Here is a 23,626-nt window from a genome sequence, read left to right on the forward strand (position 1 = left end):
GAAAGATCACAGTCATAAGGGGTTTCTTCTTTTCATTTACTGATTAAACCGATATTCATCGAATTTGACCCAATGAAAAGCAATGCCAAGTTTATCATCATCGGCAAGGCCTTCCGGTGTAATAAAACACCCTATTGCAGTAATTAGCTGCTCATTGTAGTAAATCAGGGGAACTCTTTCTCGCATCCACGGAGGAATTCCCAGTTCTTGCCAAATTTTCTTACTGCTTCTTGAATGCATTCTCCCAACAATTTTAAGTGTTCCTTGCAAACCAAAGCGCACGGTGACTTTTTCTGTTGGTAATGGAGGACGGATTTGCCCTTCATCAGCAATGACCTCAATAATGCCTAAAGCTTCAGGTAAAATAAACGGGTCAGGATAATGCCAAGCATACTGCTGCCCCAATAACTGATTGATACGACGCACAACCCATAAAGCGCCTTGATATCGACGGATATCAATATGGCCTAATTGGCAAATAGGCTCAGCATCCTGACGAGCAAGCGCGACTTCCTGCCAAATACGGTGTAATTGATTAAAAGGCGGCATGGGTAATTGATGTAGGCCAATCCAACGTCGTAGCAATGCGTTACGTTTAGCGCTAGAACAAGGCTGTAATGCATCGATGAATAGACCACCACGATAATCCATCATGTCCTCTAGGGCATCTTGTAATAGCTCATCAAGCAAGTTTTCCTGTTCTGCGCACAAAGCCGCGCTACGTGATACGGCTTTCGCGAAATGAGGCCAGCGCTGTGCCAGAACAGGCATAATATTCAATCGTAGGAAATTACGGTCATAGCGGTCATCTTGATTACTATCATCTTCTACCCACGGAAGCTGTTCTTCATTGGCATATGTCTCTAAATCATCGCGAGATATCGCTAGCAATGGACGAAGCAGGCAAGTTTGCCCGTAGTGGCCATTAAATGTCGATAATTCTGGCATCGATGAAAGCCCTGCTGGCCCGCTACCTCGTTTTAATGCCAACAGAAATGTTTCTGCTTGATCATCCAGATGTTGTGCCGTCACGATAATTTCATCTTCTAACAGCGCATCACGATAAGCTTGATAGCGAGCCTCTCGCGCAGCCGCCTCAATGCCACTATTTGTAGAATCAACCGTGACATGCGTACAAATAAAGGGAATTTCCCATTGTGCACACAAACTCGAACAGTGCGCTTCCCAAGCGTCTGCTTTAGAATTTAGCCCATGATGAATATGAATAGCGCGCACTTCAAGAAACGGTTGTTGATGTTTCTTTATTTGATAAAGAGCATGCAGTAATACCGTTGAATCAACACCACCACTAAATCCAACCAGTATTTTGCTATAGTTACCAATCTTATTGAATACGTGCTCAATGATTGTTTGTGGTAGTTTCACTCTTCGCTGCCCTTCTAAACGATGATTAATGCTTTTTAGCTTGCCCAACACATAAGATACCGGAAATAATCACTAACAACACCCCGATAATATAAGCAATTTCAAATGGGTCGCTTAGAATAACAACTAACCAAAGTACCGATAATACTGGAGATAAAAACACAATAGAGGCAATTTTAGCGGAGTGCCCCGTATTCATCGCCTTAAACCATAAAATATAGGATACGCCATTAATCAGTACCCCATTCACTATCGTTGGCCAAAGCGATGTCTCCGTGGGCAACTGAAATGCGCTGAATGAGAGTAATAATACCAATGATGTTAAGGTCGAAAAAATAAAGAGCCAAACAGTACTAATATAGGGGTCGATAGAATACTGACGAGAGAATACAGACATTAACGCAAAACAAAATGCACCACTAAACACTAATAGTAAAGCTAGAGGATGTTCAACTTGCAGCTGGGTTATATGACCTTTGGTAAAGGTGATAATCACCGCGATAAAGCCGATAATCACACCGGCTATTTGCCGAGTTGCTAGCTTGTCCTTTAATAAAAAAACAGACAATAAGATAATAATTAAAGGCCAACTATACTGAATAACGAGTACGGCAATACCATTTTCAATCGAGTAGCCATAATACAAAAGCAAATAAAACAAGCAATCTAAGACACCTAAAATACACACTTTAATTAGCGTATTAGACGGCAAAATAAATAGCTTAGCAGGTTTATAACCCGCACTCATCGCGACCAATATCACCGCAATTGCTGAAATTAGGTTGGACCAAAATAAAAATTGAAAGCTATCTAAGCCCTCTTGCCCAAAACGAGAAACAATCGGAATAAAGCTCCATATCAGTACACACATTAAGGCATAGATTAAATAGTTATATTGCCTCATCCATCTCCCTTACTTAGGTTTACTTTCAATTGTTCGAGAAATCATAATAAAAAACGGGAGCTGGATAAACCAAACCCCCGTTTTTCGTGACTAGCCAACCTTAATTAGCAATAGCCGTATTCCATTAAACGCTGGTAACGACGATTTTTTAATGCTTCTTCATCAAGCTCAAGCAATTCGTCCAAATCTTCAACAATACGCGCTTTTAAAGAAGCTGAAATTTCATCGTAATTACGATGCGCACCACCTAAAGGCTCTGTCACCACATTATCAATTAATTTGAGTTCTTTAAGGCGAGGTGCGGTGATCCCCATCGCTTCTGCCGCTAATGGGGCTTTATCCGCGCTCTTCCACAGGATAGAGGCACAGCCTTCAGGAGAGATAACCGAATAGGTGCTGTATTGCAGCATATTCACTTTATCACCAACCCCAATAGCCAATGCACCACCAGAGCCGCCTTCGCCAATAACAGTACAAATGACTGGGACAGATAAGCGAGACATTTCACGCAAGTTACGTGCAATTGCTTCGGATTGGCCACGTTCTTCAGCGCCAACACCAGGATAAGCCCCCGGCGTATCGATAAAGGTAATAATAGGTAAATTAAAACGCTCAGCCATTTCCATTAAGCGCAATGCTTTACGGTAACCTTCTGGAGCTGGCATACCAAAATTACGGCGAATTTTTTCTTTCGTTTCACGGCCTTTTTGGTGGCCAATCACCATCACTGGACGACCATCTAAACGCGCGATGCCACCCACGATAGCTTTATCATCGGCATAAGCACGATCACCTGCCAGCTCTTGGAAATCTGTGAATATACGAGCAATATAATCTAATGTATAAGGGCGACGTGGGTGACGAGCAAGCTTAGCAATTTGCCATGCACCCAGATCAGAGAAAATCTTACGCGTCAGCTCAAGACTTTTTTCACGTAAACGAGCAACCTCGTCATCTAGGTTGACTTCTAAATTGTTGTCTTGACGGCTAACTGCAGTCAGCGAATCAATTTTCGCTTCCAATTCAGCAATTGGCTGTTCAAAATCAAGAAAATCCAGACTCATAATATTCCTATTTTAGTCAAATTCTAATTCTACCTGCTCATTACCCAGCAGAGTTCGCAGAGAGTTCAGAAGGTCATCAACGGGTGTCACACGCCAAATAACCCCAAATTTAAGTTTGGCTCTGGCGTCATCCTTCTGATAATACAAATGAACCGGAATCGTTCCTGAACGATAGGGTTCAAGAGTGCTGCGAAGTCGGTTCAGCAACTGATCATTAATTTGTTTATCTGACAGTGAAATAGCAAGTCCTCGCGCATATTTTTCCCTTGCTTCACTAATATCCATTAACTCCCGTACTGTCATTTTATTACCACCGTTAAAATCATCAAAGCTGACCTGACCGGTGGCAATCAGGATAGTGTCTTTTTCCAGCAAGTGCTGGTATTTATCTAGTGCATCTGAAAATAACATAATATCCAGACGACCGGAACGATCATCAAGCGTACAAATTCCGATTCGATTGCCGCGCTTAGTCGTAATAACTTTGGCCGAAAGTACTAAACCTACCACAGTTGTCACTTGACCACGAGGGGTTGGGTTCACATCTTTTAATCTTAAGCCATTAGTATAGCGCTCGATCTCACTTAAGTAGCGCGTTATTGGGTGCCCTGTCAAGTAAAGCCCCAATGTTTCTCGCTCGCCATCAAGTACGACTTGATCAGGCCATTTGGGTACGCTTGCGTATGAACTTTCTACTTGTTCGGGTGCTTCCGCCAGCACACCAAACATATCCGTTTGCCCGATAGCTTCTGCTTTTGCATGCTGATCAGCCGCTTTCAAAGCATCTTCTAATGAAGACATCAAGGCCGCACGATGGGGACCTAAATGATCAAATGCCCCCGCCATGATCAGTTTTTCCATAACACGGCGGTTAATTTTTTTCAGATCAACGCGAGCACAAAGATCAAATATTTCTTTAAATATACCACCTTTCTGGCGAGCTTCGATAATGGCTTCGATCGGCCCTTCACCAACCCCTTTGATGGCACCAATGCCATAAACAATTTCACCTTCATCGTTAACATGAAAATGATAAAGTCCACTATTAATATCAGGTGGTAATACTTTCAATCCCATCCGCCAACATTCGTCGACGAGACCGACAACCTTTTCGGTATTATCCATATCCGCCGTCATTACCGCAGCCATAAATTCAGCTGGATAGTGAGCTTTCAGCCACAATGTTTGATACGAAACCAGAGCATAAGCCGCTGAGTGAGACTTGTTAAATCCATAACCAGCAAACTTTTCTACCAGATCAAAGATTTTCATCGACAGTTCCCCATCGACTCCATTTTTGATCGCGCCCTCTTCAAAAACAGAACGCTGTTTCGCCATCTCTTCGGGTTTCTTTTTCCCCATTGCACGGCGCAACATATCTGCGCCACCTAGCGTATAACCCGCTAATACCTGTGCAATCTGCATAACCTGTTCTTGGTATAAGATAATACCGTAAGTTGGCTCCAAGACAGGTTTTAATGATTCATGTTGCCACTGTACGTCTGGGTATGAGATCTCTTCACGACCATGTTTACGGTCGATAAAGTTATCTACCATCCCTGATTGCAATGGACCAGGACGGAACAAGGCAACCAATGCGATCATATCTTCAAAACAGTCAGGACGTAGCCGCTTGATCAGATCTTTCATGCCTCGGGATTCCAGCTGGAATACCGCGGTCGTTTCTGAACGTTGCAACATATCAAAACTTTTTTGATCATCCAGCGGGATTGCGGCAATGTCGATAGGCTCAAGCCCTTTCTTGGCTCGCCTTGCATTGATCATCTCTAATGCCCAGTTGATGATCGTTAGGGTACGTAACCCCAAAAAGTCGAACTTGACCAACCCCGCATATTCGACATCATTTTTATCGAACTGAGTAACTGGGTTATTACCTTCCGCATCACAATAAAGCGGCGCAAAGTCTGTAATTTTGGTGGGGGCAATAACAACGCCCCCCGCATGTTTTCCTGCGTTACGCGTGACACCTTCAAGTTTACGCGCCATATCAATCAGCGCTTTAACTTCTTCATCTGCCTCGTAAATTTCAGGTAACTGTGGTTCTGCTTCAAATGCCTTATCTAGGGTCATACCCGGATCAGGGGGAACCAATTTCGAAATCCGATCCACGAAGCCATACGGATGCCCCAATACTCGCCCTACGTCGCGGATCACCGCTTTTGCGGCCATAGTACCGAATGTAATAATCTGAGAAACGGCATCTCGCCCATACATTTGAGCAACGTGGTCAATCACCTGATCACGTTTTTCCATACAAAAGTCGACGTCAAAGTCCGGCATGGAAACACGTTCTGGGTTTAAGAATCGTTCAAAAAGAAGGTCGAACTCCAAGGGATCCAAATCGGTAATTTTCAGCGCATATGCAACAAGTGATCCCGCACCGGAACCACGCCCTGGACCGACTGGTACACCATTATCTTTCGACCATTGAATAAACTCCATCACGATCAAAAAGTAACCAGGGAACCCCATTTGGTTAATAACGTTAAGCTCAATGTCTAAACGCTCATCATATTCGGGTCGTCTTTCTGCTCTCACTTTCTCATCAGGGAATAGAAACTCGAGGCGCTCTTCTAATCCTTCTTTTGAGCGCATAACCAAAAAGTCTTCTGTTTTCATGTCCCCAGTAGGGAATTGGGGGAGAAAGTACTCACCGAGACGAATGGTGACATTACAACGCTTAGCAATCTCTACACTATTTTCAAGCGCTTCAGGGATGTCGGCGAATAGCTCGCACATCTCTTCTTCAGTACGTAAGTATTGCTGAGGGCTATATTTTTTAGGCCTTTTAGGGTCAGATAAGGTAAATCCGTCATGGATTGCTACACGTATTTCATGAGCATCAAAATCGCTACTTTCAATAAAGCGTACATCATTCGTTGCAACAACCGGCAAACCACGCTGTGTGGCAAGCTCTACCGCCGCATGCAAATAGCTTTCTTCATCAGGCCTTCCTGTTCTAATTAATTCAAGATAATAACAACCAGGAAAGTGGGTTTCATAAAATGCTAAGCATTCATCAACCAGCGTTTGATTACCACGTAATAAAAACTGCCCGACATCCCCTTGGCGGCCACCAGACAGTAAAATCAGTCCTTCTTTATGTTTTACCAGCCAATCACGGTGAATGGTCGGGCCAATCGCACCGTAACCTTTTTGATACGCTTCTGAGATCAAAAGAGTTAGGTTTTGATACCCTTCATTGTTACGAGCCAACACGGTTAAGTGTGCGATTTCGTCGCCGAGTTGCTCGCTTTCAACAAAAAAGTCAGCCCCAATGATGGGTTTGATACCAGCACCGTGCGCTGCTCCATAGAATTTTACTAAACCGCACAGGTTCGTAAAATCGGTAATAGCAAGTGCTGGCATCCCCATTGCTGCCACTTTTTTGACTAATGGGCCAGTTTTTGCCAGCCCATCAATCATTGAATAATCACTATGAACACGTAAGTGAATAAAACGAGGTTCAGCCATCTAATTTATACTCAATTTTTCGCTTCTAATGCACGACGCACTGGAGCAAAACTCTTACGATGAAATTTTGTTGCACCAAATTGTGCGAGTTTTTCTAAATGATATGCGGTTGGATAGCCTTTATGCTTAGCAAAACCATATTCAGGGTAAGCTATATCCAACTCAACCATCTCACGATCTCTAACCACTTTGGCTAAAATGGAAGCGGCGCTGATTTCCTGAACTAAACTATCACCTTTGACGACGGCTTGTGAAGGCATCGATAATGTAGGGCAACGATTGCCATCCACTAAGACAAAATCCGGTGTCATACTTAAACCAGCAACGGCCCGCTGCATCGCCAACATTGTTGCATGCAGAATATTGAGTTCATCAATTTCTTCTGGTTCTGCTCGGCCAATACACCAACATAAGGCTTTTTCTTGGATTTCAACAAACAGCTTTTCGCGCTTTTTTTCCGTTAATTTTTTCGAATCCGTCAAACCGATGATCGGTTTGGTAGGATCTAATATGACCGCGGCGGTGACAACCGCCCCCACCAACGGACCACGTCCGACTTCATCTACGCCAGCAATTAAGTTGGCTTTAGGGTATATAAAATCCATTAATTTCGAACCAAATCCAATACAGCATCAGCCGCTTGTTTATCTGCATCGCAGCGAATCAATTGGTGAAGCTGTAAAAATGTTGCTTTTAACTGTTCCACCTGCTCCCCCCCTTCCAATAATGGAATTAACTGCTGAGCTAAATTATCAGGTTGGCACTCTTCTTGGAGCAACTCTTTAACTATTTCTTTTTCAGCCAGTAAGTTTGGCAGTGAAACATAAGGTGTTTTCACTAACCGTTTTGCTAACCAAAAAGTGAAAGGCTTCATACGGTAGCCAACCACCATCGGACACTTGGTTAACATGCATTCCAACGCAGCAGTACCCGAGGCAAGTAGGGTCGCATCCGCCGCGATCATGGCATCTCTAGCCTGCCCATCTAACAGATGAATCGTTAACTCAGGGGCGACCTGTTGACGAATCGATTCAAATTGCTCACGACGTTTTTGATTGACGAGAGGTACAACAATATGCAGGTCAATAAAGTGCTGGTGCAAAATTTTAGCGGTTTGTAAAAAATCAGCACTGAGCATTTCGACTTCAGAGTGCCGACTTCCCGGTAATAGCGCTAAACATTTTCCTTCCTCAGGTATACCAAGACGTTGTCTTGCCGCTATTTTATCGACATGAAGAGGAATTGCATCGGCCATGGTATGCCCAATAAAGCGGCACGGAACATTAAAGCGATCATAAAACGCTTTTTCAAAAGGTAAAAAAGCAAGCACTAAGTTTGTCGAGCGCCCAATTTTGAAAACACGCTTTTGTCGCCATGCCCAAACGGATGGACTAACGTAATGAATAGTTTTAATGCCTTTTGATTTTAATTTGCCTTCAAGGGTAATATTAAAATCAGGTGCATCAATACCGACAAAAATATCTGGCTGCAACTGTGTAAAGCGTTTGGTCAGGTCTTTACGAATAGAAAGTAACCGAGGGAGCCGACCTAATACTTCAACGACACCCATCACTGCCAACTCTTCCATTTCATACCAAGCTTCACAACCTTCCGCTTGCATTAAAGGCCCCGCCACGCCAACAAAACGTGCATCAGGAACTTGTTCTTTCAGTGCTCGGATAAGCCCAGCGCCGAGTATATCGCCAGATGTTTCTCCAGCAACAAGGCCGATAGTCAGTGGGCGGTTATGATTCGCCAAAATTCTCTCCTTAGGGGCTGCTTACCTTTGGTGGTCAATTTTTATTCGCATTAAACCGTTTTATCTCGACAAAAATTCTTAACATAAGAAAAACGGTTTTTATCGAACCCGAGGGCTACGCTTTCTAATTTTCGGTTTAAATGAACCTAATTTTATTCAATATCATACTTGAATCATCAGCTTATTAATTCCCTTAAATCAGGGTAATAATAAACAACAAAGGTAAACAACCCCCGGCTAACGGCCTGACTTCACTCGCATAAAGAACAATTAGCGAATAATACCACGGTTAGACTCAGCCGAGTTTTCAAGGAAATCACTGAAAACTTTTACGTGAGGATTTGCTTGAGCAAGCTCGGCAATTTCACTACGTGCTTCTTCAAGTGACTTGCCTGAACGATAAAGGGTTTTATAAGCATTACGGATCGCATGCAAAGACTCTTTATCAAAGCCGCGGCGCTTTAAGCCTTCAATGTTTAGGCCATAAGGCGTTGCATGGTTACCTTGCGCGATAACGTAAGGGGGGACATCTTGTGCCACACCAGAACAACCACCAACCATAACGTGAGCACCAATTTGACAAAACTGGTGAACAGCAGTCATACCGCCAATTATCGCGAAATCACCTAAAATAACATGGCCACCCAATGTACCGTTGTTGGCAATGATACAACGGTTACCAATAATACAGTCGTGAGCGATATGCACGTTGACCATAAATAGGTTGTCATCACCCACTTTGGTCAAGCTACCACCTTGGGTTGTGCCACGATGGATAGTCACACTTTCTCTAATCCGGTTTCTGTCACCGATTTCGACGCGTGTTGGCTCACCTTGATATTTCAGATCTTGGTTAATTTCACCAATCGAAGCAAACTGAAAGATCACATTATCACGACCAATTTTGGTATAGCCATTAATGACAATGTGAGATTTGAGCTCAGTGCCTTCACCTATTTCAACGTTAGCACCAATATAACAAAAAGGGCCAATACGAACATTGGCACCGATAATAGCTCCATCTTCGACAATCGATGAGGGATGAATACAGGCTGTTTTATCAATCATATCAGACCTCACGGCGACGGGCGCACATCATTTCAGCTTCGCAGGCCACTTCTCCATCTACTTTTGCAACACCTTTAAAACGTGCAACGCCACGACGTTCTTTAATGAACTCGACTTCGAGGATCATTTGATCTCCCGGTAATACAGGACGTTTGAAACGCGCATTATCAATCGCTGCAAAATAATACAATTCACCCGGCTCTAGTTTACCGACACTTTTAAATGCCAGAATACCTGTAGCTTGTGCCATGGCTTCTAGAATCAATACGCCTGGGAAAATCGGTTTGCCTGGAAAATGCCCTTGGAAAAATGGCTCATTAAATGAAACATTTTTTACTGCACGCAGAGATTTTCCTTTTTCAAAATCCAGTACGCGATCAACCAAAAGGAACGGATAGCGGTGTGGAAGTAGTTCTAAAATCTCTTCAATATTCAGAGTATGATTATCACTCATCGAAATACTCTTCCTGTCTATAAATACAATTTAATTAACGAATCGGCCTGCTTTAACCATAAACTTAGGTTAACTGGCAGGCCGGAAAAACGTAACTCAGTCACTTATTTTAACCTGAATTACAAAATGATTACTGTTTTTTTTGAGTTTGGCTGTCCAATTCACGTTCAACAGCTTTCAAACGCTTATTCATCTCATTGATATTCAAAACTAACGCTGCTGTTTTACGCCAAACTTTATTAGGCTGTAAAGGAATACCAGAAGAGTATACACCAGGTTCTGTGATTGGTCTCATAACCATTCCCATACCTGTGACGGTCACCTTATCACAAATTTCCATATGACCATTAATGACGCTGGCGCCACCAATCATACAGTAGCGACCTATTTTTAAACTGCCAGCCATGATAACGCCACCGGCGACAGCGGTACCCTCGCCAATATTAACGTTATGCGCTATCTGGCATTGGTTATCAATAATGACATTGCTACCAATAACCGTGTTATCCAATGCGCCACGATCAATCGTTGTGCAGGCACCAATTTCGACGCGATCACCAATAATAACTGTGCCGAGTTGCGGTATTTTAACCCAATTGCCACGGTCATTTGCGTAACCAAAACCATCGGAGCCAATCACTGTACCTGACTGGATCAAACATTGCTCACCGATTTCAACATGATGATAGATACTAACATTCGCCCAGAGACGACTACCGGCACCAATACGGGCATGTTTACCCACAAAACAACCAGCACCAATTACAACGTTATCACCAAGCACAACACCACTTTCAATAACCGCATTTGCACCTATCGCCACGTTGCTACCAACCTGCGCATCTTCAGCGATAACTGCTGAAGGGTGAATGTTTTCTGCTGGACTTGGTGTGGTATCCATGATTTGTGCCATGCGTGCATAAGCAAGGTAAGGATTATCAACCACCAGCGCTGCAACCTTACAAGCACTAAGGTCTTTAGCTGTTAACACAACCGCAGCAGCCTGACACTCTGCAAGTTTATCGCTATAACGGCTATCTGACAGGAATGTGATTTGTTGATTATTTGCTGAATACATCGGAGCAATACCGGTGATGACAATATTGCCATCACCGTGTAACTGTGCATTCAACTGCTGAGCAAGGTCAGCCAATCGAATTGAGGACATCTATTATTTAACCTGCTTTTGAACCTGACTGGTAATGTCTACGCTATCTTTTGCATAAGCAACTGCATTTGCATCGATAACCACATCATAGCCTTCTTTGGCAGCGACAGATTTAATAGAATCCTGAATACGGCTTAGGATTTTGTTACGTTCTTCCATTTGACGACGACGATTGTCTTCTTCAAATTTCTGAGCTTTTTCTGCAAACTGATCACGCTTGGTCATCAGCTCTTTTTCTTGTTTTTCACGTTCGCTTTGCTTCATTGTTGCACCGTCACGACGCAGTTTTTCGACACGTGACTGTAGATCTTTTTCCAAGTTCTGCAACTCTGTCGCACGGCTTTTAAATTCGCTTTCAAGCTGTTTAGCAACGGCTTCGCGTGCTGGCATGTTTTGGAAAATTTCACCAACGTTCACGACAGCAATTTTATCTGCATAAGCACCCGCAGACATAGCCAAAGCCAGACTCACACCCGCCGCACACAACAATTTTTTCACACGAAACTCCTTAACCCATATTTATGGCTGGAAATTTTAGTTACCCTCACATTAATGTGTGAGGGCTTTCCTTAAATAGACACAGTCTAGATTACCATGTTCTACCAATATTAAATTGGAACTGTTCTGATTTATCCCCTTCGTAGTCCTTAATAGGCTGCGCATAGGAGAAGACCAGAGGTCCAAGTGGTGACATCCATTGTAAAGCAACCCCAGCGGAAGCTCGAATATTCGTCGCTTTACCATAATCAGGCATGCCTGCACGCCACTCAGGATTAATACTATTCCAATTGGTATCCCACACGGTTCCTGCATCAACAAATAATGATGTTCTCACCGTATTCGCATATTTCTCATCAATGAATGGTGTTGGTGTAATCAGCTCAAAAGACGCTGCATACATTGCGTTACCACCAACAGCATCACTCGATGGGCTACCTGGTTCTGGGCCGACTTTGCCATTCACATTTTTCAGATAAACCGCTTTTGGCCCGATGTTATTAGAGCGGAAACCACGAATAGTACTTGAACCACCCGCATAGAAGTTTTCGTAGAATGGCATTTGCTTACTGCCGATACCATCACCGAAACCTGCTTGTGCACGACCTAAGATAACCCACGTTTCATCTTCGTTGAGTGGAACGTATTGAGCGGTGTCGAAACGCAGTTTATAGTACTCGTTATCAGAGCCTGGAACAGTAATCTTACCTGAAACACTGGTTTTATTACCCGATGTTGGGAAGAAACCACGGTTCAATGAATTATAAGTCCAACCTACGTTAACAGTGAAGTCATCTGCATTAAACTTCTCTTTATTGCGGCCATCATCATTGATTGGTGGTTTATCTCCCATTGAGTAGAGGTAATCCCACATCGCGGCTTGCGGACGCATATCAGACAATGAGTTATGAACATAACCTGCGCCGAGGCGGAATGAGTTATTTTCATTGAATGGGAAGCTTAAGAAGCTATCTAAACCATAAGTCTTATTCGTATAACCAGACAGGTCTGCATCTTTTGCACGGAAGTCATTATAGAATATACGACCGCCTAAACTCACACCGTTAACGGTAAAGTAAGGATCCGTAAATGACATCTCAACGTTGGTTGAGTAATCATTTTTACTTGCGTTGATGCCAACAGCATTACCTGTTCCTAACCAGTTATCTTGGGTGACACCAACTTGGAAACTCACACCACTCTCAGTACCAAAACCGACACCAAAGTTCATGGAACCTGTATTACGTTCTTTCACTTTGTAAACCACATCGACTTGGTCTGGGCTACCTGGGATCCGTTGAGTTTCAACATCAACTGTTTCAAAGAAACCTGTACGATTGAGACGTTCTTTACCTAATTCAACTAAGTCGTTCCCCAACCAAGCCCCTTCCATCTGACGCATTTCACGACGGAGAACAGAGTCTTTACTCGTATCATTACCTTGGAAACGAATTTGGCGAACATAGAAACGGTTACCTGCATCGATATTAACATGCAGTTTAACTGTTTTATCTTCATCATTGATTTCAGGCTGCGTCATTACACGAGGATAGGCATAACCATAACGACCGAGAAGGTCCTTAATTTTATTTTCCATACTCGTCACTTGGGTGCCGTTATACAATTCACCCGGCGTGATCGTAATGAGTTCTTGAATTTCCGTTAGATGATCTGCGGTATTACCATTAATTTCCACACCAGAGATCTTATATTGATCGCCTTCAGTGACATTAATCGTAATGTAGATATCTTTTTTGTCTGGCGTCAAGCTGACTTGAGTGGAGTCGATGTTGAAACGCGCATAGCCACGATCAAGATAGAAGCTACGCAGAGTTTCTAAGTCACCAGCCAGTTTTTGTTTTTGATATTTTTGGTCTGCCGCTAAGTTCCACCATGGTACATCATCGCGTAATTGGAATTTGTTAACCAATTCTGCCGTCGTGTAATTTTTGTTACCCACAACGTTAATCTGCTGAATTTTTGCAGACACGCCTTCAGAGAACACAAATTTTAAATCAACACGGTTACGCGGCAGTGGCGTAGCAACGGCTTTTACTGTCGCGTTGTATTTACCAACGCTATAGTAGAAGTCTTCTAGACCCTTCTCAATGTTCGCTATCGTCGTACGGTCAAGAGCTTCACCGACACGAATGTTTGATGCTTCCAAGTTTTGTTTGAGCATATCATCTTTAACAGATTTATTGCCTGTAAAAGTGATACTCGCGATGGTTGGTCGCTCTTTAACTTGAACGATCAGCGTGTTTCCATCACGCAGGACCCTAACATCTTCGAAGTTGCCAGTAGAGAATAGAGAACGGATTGAACGGCTAATATCTTCGTTATCAATCGAGTCACCTACCCTAACAGGCATGTTCAATAATGCTGCACCAACGGCGACGCGTTGTAGACCTTCGAAACGAATGTCCTTAACTACGAATCCGTCTGAACCGTATGCAGTGGCGCTGCCAAACAGCAGCGACGCTATGAGCAACTTTTTCATCGCCATCGTTGTTATGCGTATTCCTTACTGGTCCCCAGCTTACTTGTTAGAAGCGAGAGAAATCATTAAAAAGTGCAAGTCCCATTAACAGAATCAATGCCATTGCACCTATCCGATAACTAAAGTCTTGTACTCGCTCAGACACTGGACTCCCTTTAATTTTTTCAATTAACAGGAAGAGCAAGTGCCCCCCATCTAAAACAGGCAATGGAAACAAATTGATAATGCCCAAGTTCACGCTTATCAGCGCAATGAACATCAAATAATATACCAAGCCTGATTCTGCCGATACCCCCGCACCTTTAGCGATCGATATCGGTCCACTCAAGTTGTTAAGTTTGACATCCCCAACAACTAATTTACCCATCATATTGACGGTCAGTTTCATTAACTGCCATGTTTTATCGCTAGCTTGATAGATAGCAGCGAATGGTCCGTATTGCTGTACCATTCTGTATTCATCCGCTAACGGTAACACTGTTAGTTCAACTCCCGCAAATCCAATTTGCTTTCCATTCTTTCCATTTTGGCTGTCTGGCGTCAATACCAGCGCAATGACCTGATTATTTCTTTCAACCTCTAATTTCAATGGCTGATTCGGACTATTACGAATAAATCGAGTCACTGGATTCCACAGATCGACGGCTTCCCCATTTACGCTAACAATTCTATCCCCAGGTTGTAAACCCGCGCGTTCAGCCGCAAGGCCCGGTGACACTTTCGATATCACAGGGTCGATTCGAGCAGAAACAGGCATGAGCCCTATGGAAAGAACAGGGTCTTGTGTTTCAGGATCAAATTGCCATGTGGTTAAATCAACCGTTTTGGTGATAGGTTCATTAAACCCTTGAGGTATCACCTCCATCGTGAGTTCACGATCACCAATTTTTCCCACTAGCGCTAAACGAATTGCATTCCAGTCAGGCGTTTCGATACCATCAATCGATTTTAGTTCCATACCCGGCGAAATATTGGCTGTCGCCGCAATCGATCCGGATTTGACATCTTCAACCACTGGGCGTACTGACGGAATACCAATCATAAACACCACCCAGTAGACAACAATTGCTAGTAAAAAGTTCGCAATTGGTCCTGCGCTAATAATCGCGGCTCTCTGTCCAATGGTTTTATTGTTAAATGCCATATGACGACGTTCAGGTGACACATCACCGACACGCTCATCAAGCATTTTGACGTAGCCACCTAATGGGATCATGGCAATAACAAATTCAGTACCTTGTCGGTCTACCTTACGCCATAACGTTTTCCCAAACCCGATCGAAAAACGTTCGACATAGACGCCACAGCGACGTGCGATCCAAAAGTGCCCAAATTCATGTACGGTAATTAACACGCCAATGGCGATAATAAATGCCGCTAAACTCCAAAAAAAGCCCATGTCTTATCCTAGAGACCAAATCCATTAAAAACTAATAAATTTAAACCCGCAAATACTGGTATCGCTGCTGTTAGACTATCAATTCGGTCAAGAATTCCACCATGCCCCGGAATTAAATGACTACTGTCCTTAATGTCTGATTGGCGCTTAAACATACTTTCAGTCAAATCACCGAATACAGATACTACAACAACAATAATTGATGTAACTAGCAAATAATCCGGCATGACAGGGATTGGCGCGAATAAACTAAATAGCCAAGAGATGATACCTGCCGTGATTAAGCCACCGACTAATCCTTCCCACGTTTTACCGGGGGAGACTCTTGGTGCCATTTTATGGCGTCCCATCGTACGCCCAAATGCGTAGGCGCCAGAATCTGCGCCCCATACCAGCAACATAACATAGAGTAACCACCAAGCACCAAAGAAAGTGTCACTGTGGTAACCAATCGTTCTGAGTACCATCATCCCACAATAGAAAGGAATGATCGTTAACACACCAAATAGTAGGCGTATCACTACTGATTGACCCCATGTTTTTGCCGATGTCGGGAAAGTAACGACAAGCAAAATTGCCACAAGCCACCAAACAAGGCCAGCCCATAAACCATATAATATTAGCGGCTCATTCTCCAAATGTATCATGTCAGCAAAAGAGCATTGCATCGCCAATAACACGACAGCAAAAACAATCGCGAGGCCAATGCGTTTAGGTTGAGTACGCCAACCTGCAAATTGTGCCCATTCCCACGCCCCTAATGCACATACCGCGATCACCACATAACCAAAAGCAGCGGGTGACAGTAAAAAAAGCGCAGCAATGACCAGCGGTATTAACACTATCGCTGTTAGTAAACGATATTTCAGCACAATTGACCCCTTTTATTTAACGAGCTCATCATCTGACTCAGCCCCACCATAACGCCGCTCGCGTTGACTAAAAGCATTAATTGCATCCTGAAACACCATTTCATCAAAATCTGGCCACAGTACATTGGTGAAATAGAATTCCGCATAAGCAACCTGCCATAATAAAAAGTTACTGATACGATGTTCACCACCTGTCCTGATAACTAAATCAACATTATCTTGGTCATGCATGCATACATAACTATTGATTGTTTCTTCATTGATATCATCAATAGACAATTGCCCATTTTGCACGCGCTCAAAAATTTGCTTCATACTATTGGCAATATCCCAACGACCACCATAGTTTGCTGCAATATTTAACCTTAACCCAGTATTATTTGCAGTCAGTTCTTCGGCTTTTTGGATACGTTTTTGAAGGCGTTCACTAAATCGACTTTTATCACCAATAATCAATAATTTTACATTATTCTTATGCAAATTTTTGACTTCATTATCCAATGCAAAAACAAAAAGCTCCATCAGTGAACTGACTTCTTTTTCCGGCCGTCTCCAATTCTCACTACTAAAAGCATACAGTGTGAGTGAATTAATTTTATTTTTTACTGCAAAACGCACCGAATTACGCACAGACTCAACGCCAGCCTTATGCCCAGTTATTCTTAACTTACCTCGCTGTTTTGCCCAGCGCCCATTACCATCCATAATGATAGCAACATGCTTTGGCAACACTGAATTGGAGGAATTTTCACCACTAGAGTTCATTAAATAGTAATCCTTGTGTGCATAGCGTTGAGAATTCAGCATCATCATAACCGCTATTGTTGAATTTGCTGATAAGACACATCCTTAATTCTCCGCTAAATACTGACATTATCTTTCTTTTTTATAAGCGTCACATATTAAAGACTTATTGTGCTTATCAGCAACTAAATAAATCACATACTAGACTGAAAATGTCTGTCTGATTAATTGTTCAGCCTCACGACGCGCCTGATTATCGATGTCTAAGACCTCATCGATTGAAACAGGTTCAGATAAATGCAATTTTTCTAATGTAGCCAAGTTAATTTTTGCAATATCTGTGAAACGGATACGCCCTTCCAAAAAGGCTGCAACCGTTATTTCATTAGCGCCATTTAAAATTGTTGTAGCTGCCTGACCTTGATGGCATGCGTCGATAGCCAGTTTTAAGCAAGGATAACGTTGATAATCAGGCTGAACAAAAGTTAATGAAGATAGTTTAGAAAAATCTAACGGTTCGACCCCTGAAGAGATACGGCTCGGGTAAGCCATACTATAAGATATTGGTGTACACATATCGGGTGTACCTAACTGAGCAATCACACTGCCATCACGGTAACGCACCATAGAGTGAATAACTGACTGAGGATGGATGATCACTTCCATTTGCTGTTGAGATGCATTGAAGAAGTAGCAAGCCTCGATATATTCCAGACCTTTATTCATCATGGTTGCCGAATCAACAGAAATCTTACGCCCCATCGACCAATTAGGATGGTTGCAAGCCTCATCCGGTGTAACATTGTCTAAGTATGACAATGGCGTCTCTCTAAAAGGGCCACCGGAGCCTGTCAGGATAATACTTGATATTCCAGATGCAAAGAGATCAGCAAAGCCTAAGTTCAATTGAATATTTTCAGGCAAACTCTGGAAAATCGCATTATGTTCACTGTCAATTGGAAAGACTGTCGCACCATGTTGACGAATCTCATTAAAGAATAGACGACCGCTGGTAATCAACGATTCCTTATTCGCTAATAAAATTCGTTTACCTTTGCGGATGGCGGCTAGTGTAGGTAAAAGCCCAGCGACTCCCGTAATCGCTGACATAACTTGGTCGGCGTCATCAAGACCGGCTAATTGAATAGCAGCTTCGCTTCCTGAGAGAACCTCTGTTTGGCAATTATTTTCAGACAAAATTGCACGTAGTGATTGTGCGGAGGCTTCATCGGCCATTGAGGCATATTGAGGTTGAAATTCAAGACATTGATGCGCCAGCTCAGTCACATTTCGGCCTGCAACCAACGCGACGATTTGGAATTTATCGCGATTATTTCTAACAACAGAAAGTGTGCTTTTACCAATTGACCCTGTTGATCCTAGAATAGTAAGACGTTTCATTATGCGGATGCTCTGTATTTACTCAATACTGAGATTATATCAGCTTGAAAGGGAAGAAAGGATTTTTATTAGATATTTTGATATGAATGAATAAAGCCATCAAAGATTTTTCTCTTGATGGCTTTATAAGCTACAGGATAGATTAAAATTCCATCAACTCAGCTTCTTTTTGCGCTAACGCCTCATCAACTTTCTTGATGTAGCCATCAGTCAGTTTTTGAATGTCATCTTGTGAGCGACGTTCATCATCTTCGCTGATTTCTTTGTCTTTCAACAATGCTTTAACTTTATCGTTAGCATCACGACGAACGTTACGTACAGCGATACGACCTTGTTCTGCTTCAGCGCGAACAACTTTGATCAGATCTTTACGACGTTCTTCCGTCAGTGGAGGAAGCGGAACACGAATAACGGTTCCAGCTGAAGATGGGTTTAAACCTAAATCCGATGCCATAATTGCTTTTTCGATCGCAGGTGACATTGAGCGATCAAAAACAGAAATAGCTAAAGTACGAGCATCTTCTACGGTGACGTTTGCTAATTGACGCAACGGTGTTGCCGCGCCATAGTAATCGACCATGATACCATCAAGTAAGCTTGGTGATGCGCGACCCGTACGCACTTTGCTGATTTGGTTTTTTAGTGCTTCAACGCTCTTTTCCATGCGGTCTTGAGCATCTTTTTTGATTTCATTAATCACGTTTTCAACCCTTAAGAACTGGTTATTAAAGGCTACTATGCAGCCTCGCTTAAATTTTCTGAATTTACATTAGATAATACAGTTAAACTCAGTTGATGTCTCTGAGTATTAATTGTGAGAAATCAGAGTTCCTTCATTTTCACCCATTACAACGCGGCGTAAAGCACCCGGTTTATTCATATTAAAAACACGGATAGGCAAGTTATGATCACGAGCTAGCGTAAATGCAGCCAAATCCATCACTTTTAATTCGCGCTCCAGCACTTCTTGATAAGTGAGAGTTTCGTACAGTACGGCATCTGGGTTCTTTGCAGGATCTGCTGAATAAACACCATCCACTTTTGTCGCTTTCAATACAACATCAGCTTCGATCTCAATACCACGTAAACAAGCAGCTGAGTCTGTTGTAAAGAATGGGTTTCCTGTTCCAGCAGAAAAAATGACAACACGACCATGACGCAATAAACTAATAGCTTCAGCCCAGCTATAGTTATCACACACGCCGTTTAATGGGATAGCAGACATCAGTCTTGCATTCACATAAGCACGATGTAAAGCATCGCGCATGGCGAGCCCGTTCATCACAGTTGCTAGCATTCCCATATGGTCACCGACCACACGATTCATGCCCGCCTGTGCCAAACCAGCTCCACGAAACAGGTTACCACCGCCAATAACGACACCGACCTGTATACCCAGTTCTATGAGTTCTTTAATTTCCTGAGCCATACGATCTAAAACGCTAGCATCGATTCCAAAACCTTCTGCGCCTTGTAAGGCTTCGCCACTGAGCTTAAGCAGGATACGCTGATAAACGGGTTTTGCACTGGTTGCCATGGTGTTCTGTCCTACACAGATAATTTATTGGGGTAACACACGTAGAATGGTTAAAAACAGCCTCTACGTACCTTAATGATTTAATTCGTTGTCTTACTTATGAGCGATATTAAAACAGAGCCGCCTATTGGCGGCTCCTTTAAAGCTGACGACTTATTTACTCATTGCAGCAACTTCTGCTGCGAAATCAGTTTCAACTTTCTCGATACCTTCACCCACTTCGAAACGGATGAAGTTAGTGACTTTCGCATTTTTCTCTTTCAGTAGGTCACCAACAGATTTGCTTGGGTCCATAACGAAAGGCTGGCCAGTCAGAGAGATTTCGCCAGTGAATTTGTTCATACGGCCAGTAACCATTTTTTCTGCGATTTCGCGTGGTTTACCTGACTGCATAGCGATGTCTAGCTGGATTTGATGCTCGTGAGCAACAACGTCAGCTGGTACATCGTCAGGAGTCACATATTCAGGCTTGCTTGCAGCAATGTGCATCGCGATGTGTTTCAGCAGTTCTTCGTCAGCACCTTCTGCTGCAACGAGAACACCGATACGTGCGCCGTGCAGGTAGCTACCAACTTGAGCACCTTCAAGGATCGCTACGCGGCGAATGTTGATGTTTTCACCGATTTTAGCGACTAAAGCCGTACGAGCATCTTCGAATTTTGCTTTAACAGCTTCAACATCTGTATTTTTGTCAGCGATAACAGAAGCCATCACTTCTTTACCAAATGCCAAGAAGCCAGCATCTTTAGCAACAAAGTCAGTTTCACAGTTCAGTTCGATCAGAGCACCGCTTTTGCCATCAGCAAAAACTTCTGCAAGGATAACACCTTCAGCTGCTACACGGCCTGCTTTCTTAGCCGCTTTAGCCTGACCTGATTTACGCATATTGTCGATTGCTAATTCGATATCACCATTAGCTTCAACCAGCGCTTTTTTACATTCCATCATACCTGCGCCAGTACGTTCGCGCAGTTCTTTTACCAATGCAGCGGTAATTCCAGACATGTGATTTATTCCTCGATATACCTCATAGGAGAATCCCTACAAGGATCATTCTGATTCAGATAGATAAAAAAGGGGCCAGATAGGCCCCCTTCTAACCATATAGCAATACCTGGTTTATAAGGGCTCTTAATTAGAGCAGGCCTTATTATTCAGCTTCTACTAAGCCTTCTTCTGCTTGAACAGCCAGATCCTGAGAACGACCTTCACGAACGGCAGTAGCTACAGCGCTCAGATACAATTTGATTGCGCGGATTGCGTCATCGTTACCAGGGATAACGAAGTCGATACCGTCTGGATCAGAGTTAGTATCAACGATAGCAAATACTGGGATACCCAGGTTGTTTGCTTCTTTGATAGCAATGTGTTCGTGTTCTGCATCGATAACGAACAGAGCGTCAGGTAAACCGCCCATATCTTTGATACCGCCTAAGCTGTTTTCTAACTTACCAAGTTCACGAGAACGCATCAGCGCTTCTTTTTTGGTCAGTTTGTCGAAAGTACCATCTTGAGACTGAACTTCTAAATCTTTCAGGCGTTTGATTGACTGACGAACAGTTTTCCAGTTAGTCAGCATACCGCCTAACCAACGATGGTTAACGAAATACTGATCACAGCTGTTAGCAGCTTCTTGAACGGCTTCGCTTGCTGCACGTTTTGTACCAACAAACAGAATCTTGCCTTTACGAGAAGCAATTTTATTCAATTCAGCCAGAGCTTCGTTGAACATTGGAACAGTTTTTTCCAGGTTGATGATATGTACTTTGTTACGAGCGCCGAAAATGAATGGTTTCATTTTAGGGTTCCAGTAACGAGTCTGGTGACCAAAGTGTACGCCCGCTTGTAGCATATCGCGCATGGAAACAGTTGCCATTTAATACCTCTGTATTTAAGTAATTGGGGTTATGCCTCCACGAATCCCATAACACCGACTCTAAAGCTGCGCCTAAACGCATAAGAGCACCCCGGTGCATGTGTCGACCCGTGTGTGTTATACACAATTGAGTTTAGTTTACGGTATTCCAAAACTCTAATCAGATAAGCTTCTTGGCCTTAGACCGAATAACATTTCGAATAGATAATGGATTTCCGGCGCGCTTTATACCATAAATCGGATTAATAAGCCAACTTTTGTTGTTTTTTTACTGTGCAAAAAAAACTAATTAACGGGCTTGAATGGCTGGGTAGCCTGACCAAAAAGTGTCACTGATTTGATTTTTTATCTTTCCTATTTTTGGCAATTTGTGCTACCCAAAGCTCAAAATGATAAACCGACTAAGCCATCCAGCGTACCCTAAGCCTATACCAAGCAGCTAAGAGACTTTGATGTTTAGTTGGCAGAAAATGCGGTGCCTGATACCATATAATCATCATTGATGTTGAATAAATGGCGCAATTACCCATTTATTGACCTTTTTTTATTTAAACTATGTCACCTACCAATTGCTGACATAAATGGACTGAATTCATGGCTATTATTATCAAAACTGAAGAAGATATTCAGAAAATGCGTGTTGCTGGTCGTCTAGCAGCGGAAGTACTCGAAATTATTGCCCCCCACGTGAAACCGGGCGTCAGTACGGGGGAGCTTGACCGTATCTGCCATCAACATATTGTCGATGTACAACAAGCCATTCCTGCTTGTTTGAACTACCACGGTTTCCCAAAATCAGTCTGTATTTCAGTTAATGATGTGATCTGTCATGGCATTCCTAGTGATGATAAAATCCTCAAAGACGGTGATGTCGTCAATATTGATGTAACTGTTATTAAAGAGGGTTTTCATGGCGATACCTCGAAAATGTTTATTGTTGGCAAGCCAACGATCCAAGGCGAACGTCTTTGCCACATCACTCAAGAAAGCCTCTATTTAGCACTACGCATGGTTAAACCGGGTATTCGCCTACGCACTTTAGGTAAAGCAATCCAAGAGTTTGTCGAGAAAAATGATTTCTCCGTGGTTCGTGAATATTGTGGTCATGGTATCGGTGAAGGCTTCCATGAAGAACCCCAAGTTTTGCACTACGATGCCGATGACAGCGGTGTTGTGCTGCAAAAAGGGATGGCCTTTACCATTGAACCTATGGTCAACGTTGGTGACTATCGCATCCGTACCATGAATGATGGTTGGACGGTAAAAACCAAAGATAGAAGCTGGTCTGCACAATATGAGCACACTCTCGTTGTGACCGACAACGGTTGTGAAATTATGACATTGCGTAAAGAAGAAGAGCCTTTTATCTCAGCGATGTTAGTCAATGCTTAATGAATAATTAAATGAATTGTGGCATGCCATGCATATGGCAACGGCTGATGACCATGACATGTCACCTATTCATTTCCCCTACCAACGACTTCATGTGAAATAATTCAAC

Annotated in this window: 20 protein-coding genes; 1 reads left to right on the forward strand and 19 read right to left on the reverse strand. The window is 42.9% G+C overall.

Annotated features, from left to right (window positions below):
• Positions 1-36 precede the first annotated feature (36 nt).
• The 19 genes from tilS to rpsB form a co-directional block, all read right to left on the reverse strand.
• A complete protein-coding gene (tilS, locus tag P2E05_RS15365; RefSeq protein ID WP_272657352.1) occupies positions 37-1,386 on the reverse strand; it encodes a tRNA lysidine(34) synthetase TilS in 1,350 nt (449 codons plus the stop codon).
• 25 nt (positions 1,387-1,411) lie between these two features.
• Positions 1,412-2,290 carry a DMT family transporter gene (locus tag P2E05_RS15370; RefSeq protein ID WP_154623765.1) on the reverse strand — a complete coding sequence of 293 codons (879 nt, stop codon included), beginning with the start codon at positions 2,288-2,290 and terminating at the stop codon, positions 1,412-1,414.
• Positions 2,291-2,394: 104 nt separating this feature from the next.
• A complete protein-coding gene (gene accA, locus P2E05_RS15375; RefSeq protein WP_154623764.1) occupies positions 2,395-3,354 on the reverse strand; it encodes an acetyl-CoA carboxylase carboxyl transferase subunit alpha in 960 nt (319 codons plus the stop codon).
• A 12-nt stretch (positions 3,355-3,366) separates the two neighbouring features.
• On the reverse strand, positions 3,367-6,849 hold the full coding sequence (gene dnaE, locus P2E05_RS15380) for a DNA polymerase III subunit alpha (RefSeq protein WP_272657351.1): 3,483 nt from the start codon (positions 6,847-6,849) through the stop codon (positions 3,367-3,369).
• 11 nt (positions 6,850-6,860) lie between these two features.
• Positions 6,861-7,454 (reverse strand): ribonuclease HII, encoded by a 594-nt coding sequence (gene rnhB / locus P2E05_RS15385; RefSeq protein WP_154623762.1) that lies wholly within the window; start codon positions 7,452-7,454, stop codon positions 6,861-6,863.
• Positions 7,454-8,608: a lipid-A-disaccharide synthase gene (gene lpxB / locus P2E05_RS15390; RefSeq protein ID WP_154623761.1), complete on the reverse strand. Its 1,155-nt coding sequence runs from the start codon at positions 8,606-8,608 to the stop codon at positions 7,454-7,456. The genes rnhB and lpxB overlap by 1 nt, the downstream gene beginning before the upstream one ends.
• Positions 8,609-8,878: 270 nt before the next feature.
• Positions 8,879-9,676, reverse strand: coding sequence for an acyl-ACP--UDP-N-acetylglucosamine O-acyltransferase (gene lpxA / locus P2E05_RS15395; RefSeq protein ID WP_154623760.1), 798 nt, complete (start codon positions 9,674-9,676; stop codon positions 8,879-8,881).
• A gap of 1 nt (position 9,677) precedes the next feature.
• Entirely contained in the window at positions 9,678-10,130 is a 453-nt protein-coding gene (gene fabZ, locus P2E05_RS15400) for a 3-hydroxyacyl-ACP dehydratase FabZ (protein ID WP_004916757.1), read from the reverse strand.
• Positions 10,131-10,260: 130 nt separating this feature from the next.
• Positions 10,261-11,298 carry a UDP-3-O-(3-hydroxymyristoyl)glucosamine N-acyltransferase gene (gene lpxD, locus P2E05_RS15405; protein WP_154623759.1) on the reverse strand — a complete coding sequence of 346 codons (1,038 nt, stop codon included), beginning with the start codon at positions 11,296-11,298 and terminating at the stop codon, positions 10,261-10,263.
• 3 nt (positions 11,299-11,301) lie between these two features.
• On the reverse strand, positions 11,302-11,796 hold the full coding sequence (skp, locus tag P2E05_RS15410; RefSeq protein ID WP_163862850.1) for a molecular chaperone Skp: 495 nt from the start codon (positions 11,794-11,796) through the stop codon (positions 11,302-11,304).
• A gap of 91 nt (positions 11,797-11,887) precedes the next feature.
• Positions 11,888-14,302 (reverse strand): outer membrane protein assembly factor BamA, encoded by a 2,415-nt coding sequence (gene bamA / locus P2E05_RS15415; protein ID WP_154623758.1) that lies wholly within the window; start codon positions 14,300-14,302, stop codon positions 11,888-11,890.
• Between the two features lie 40 nt (positions 14,303-14,342).
• On the reverse strand, positions 14,343-15,695 hold the full coding sequence (gene rseP / locus P2E05_RS15420; RefSeq protein ID WP_154623757.1) for a sigma E protease regulator RseP: 1,353 nt from the start codon (positions 15,693-15,695) through the stop codon (positions 14,343-14,345).
• Between the two features lie 8 nt (positions 15,696-15,703).
• A complete protein-coding gene (gene cdsA, locus P2E05_RS15425) occupies positions 15,704-16,567 on the reverse strand; it encodes a phosphatidate cytidylyltransferase (RefSeq protein WP_163862851.1) in 864 nt (287 codons plus the stop codon).
• Between the two features lie 12 nt (positions 16,568-16,579).
• Complete coding sequence (gene uppS / locus P2E05_RS15430) at positions 16,580-17,332, reverse strand: polyprenyl diphosphate synthase (protein WP_154623756.1); 753 nt, start codon at positions 17,330-17,332, stop codon at positions 16,580-16,582.
• 180 nt (positions 17,333-17,512) lie between these two features.
• Positions 17,513-18,712 carry a 1-deoxy-D-xylulose-5-phosphate reductoisomerase gene (gene ispC, locus P2E05_RS15435; RefSeq protein ID WP_154623755.1) on the reverse strand — a complete coding sequence of 400 codons (1,200 nt, stop codon included), beginning with the start codon at positions 18,710-18,712 and terminating at the stop codon, positions 17,513-17,515.
• Between the two features lie 142 nt (positions 18,713-18,854).
• Positions 18,855-19,412: a ribosome recycling factor gene (gene frr, locus P2E05_RS15440; RefSeq protein ID WP_163862852.1), complete on the reverse strand. Its 558-nt coding sequence runs from the start codon at positions 19,410-19,412 to the stop codon at positions 18,855-18,857.
• 108 nt (positions 19,413-19,520) lie between these two features.
• Positions 19,521-20,249, reverse strand: a complete 729-nt coding sequence (pyrH, locus tag P2E05_RS15445) for a UMP kinase (protein WP_154623754.1) — start codon at positions 20,247-20,249, stop codon at positions 19,521-19,523.
• A gap of 153 nt (positions 20,250-20,402) precedes the next feature.
• A complete protein-coding gene (gene tsf, locus P2E05_RS15450; protein WP_154623753.1) occupies positions 20,403-21,254 on the reverse strand; it encodes a translation elongation factor Ts in 852 nt (283 codons plus the stop codon).
• A 145-nt stretch (positions 21,255-21,399) separates the two neighbouring features.
• On the reverse strand, positions 21,400-22,125 hold the full coding sequence (gene rpsB, locus P2E05_RS15455) for a 30S ribosomal protein S2 (protein WP_154623752.1): 726 nt from the start codon (positions 22,123-22,125) through the stop codon (positions 21,400-21,402).
• Between the two features lie 594 nt (positions 22,126-22,719).
• Between rpsB and map the strand changes: the two genes are divergently transcribed.
• Positions 22,720-23,517, forward strand: a complete 798-nt coding sequence (map, locus tag P2E05_RS15460) for a type I methionyl aminopeptidase (protein ID WP_154623751.1) — start codon at positions 22,720-22,722, stop codon at positions 23,515-23,517.
• Positions 23,518-23,626 lie beyond the last annotated feature (109 nt).

This window comes from Providencia stuartii (genome assembly GCF_029277985.1).
Taxonomy (GTDB): Bacteria; Pseudomonadota; Gammaproteobacteria; order Enterobacterales; family Enterobacteriaceae; genus Providencia; species Providencia zhejiangensis.

What these genes read in the sequence shown, in the direction of transcription:
- accA (WP_154623764.1), bottom strand. Translation starts at nt 3,354, where the DNA reads ATGAGTCTGGATTTTCTTGATTTTGAACAGCCAATTGCTGAATTGGAA.
- ispC (WP_154623755.1), bottom strand. Translation starts at nt 18,712, where the DNA reads ATGAAACGTCTTACTATTCTAGGATCAACAGGGTCAATTGGTAAAAGC.
- lpxA (WP_154623760.1), bottom strand. Translation starts at nt 9,676, where the DNA reads ATGATTGATAAAACAGCCTGTATTCATCCCTCATCGATTGTCGAAGAT.
- bamA (WP_154623758.1), bottom strand. Translation starts at nt 14,302, where the DNA reads ATGGCGATGAAAAAGTTGCTCATAGCGTCGCTGCTGTTTGGCAGCGCC.
- rnhB (WP_154623762.1), bottom strand. Translation starts at nt 7,454, where the DNA reads ATGGATTTTATATACCCTAAAGCCAACTTAATTGCTGGCGTAGATGAA.
- tsf (WP_154623753.1), bottom strand. Translation starts at nt 21,254, where the DNA reads ATGTCTGGAATTACCGCTGCATTGGTAAAAGAACTGCGCGAACGTACT.
- uppS (WP_154623756.1), bottom strand. Translation starts at nt 17,332, where the DNA reads ATGAACTCTAGTGGTGAAAATTCCTCCAATTCAGTGTTGCCAAAGCAT.
- map (WP_154623751.1), top strand. Translation starts at nt 22,720, where the DNA reads ATGGCTATTATTATCAAAACTGAAGAAGATATTCAGAAAATGCGTGTT.
- rseP (WP_154623757.1), bottom strand. Translation starts at nt 15,695, where the DNA reads ATGGGCTTTTTTTGGAGTTTAGCGGCATTTATTATCGCCATTGGCGTG.
- rpsB (WP_154623752.1), bottom strand. Translation starts at nt 22,125, where the DNA reads ATGGCAACTGTTTCCATGCGCGATATGCTACAAGCGGGCGTACACTTT.
- P2E05_RS15370 (WP_154623765.1), bottom strand. Translation starts at nt 2,290, where the DNA reads ATGAGGCAATATAACTATTTAATCTATGCCTTAATGTGTGTACTGATA.
- lpxD (WP_154623759.1), bottom strand. Translation starts at nt 11,298, where the DNA reads ATGTCCTCAATTCGATTGGCTGACCTTGCTCAGCAGTTGAATGCACAG.
- pyrH (WP_154623754.1), bottom strand. Translation starts at nt 20,249, where the DNA reads ATGGCAACCAGTGCAAAACCCGTTTATCAGCGTATCCTGCTTAAGCTC.
- fabZ (WP_004916757.1), bottom strand. Translation starts at nt 10,130, where the DNA reads ATGAGTGATAATCATACTCTGAATATTGAAGAGATTTTAGAACTACTT.
- dnaE (WP_272657351.1), bottom strand. Translation starts at nt 6,849, where the DNA reads ATGGCTGAACCTCGTTTTATTCACTTACGTGTTCATAGTGATTATTCA.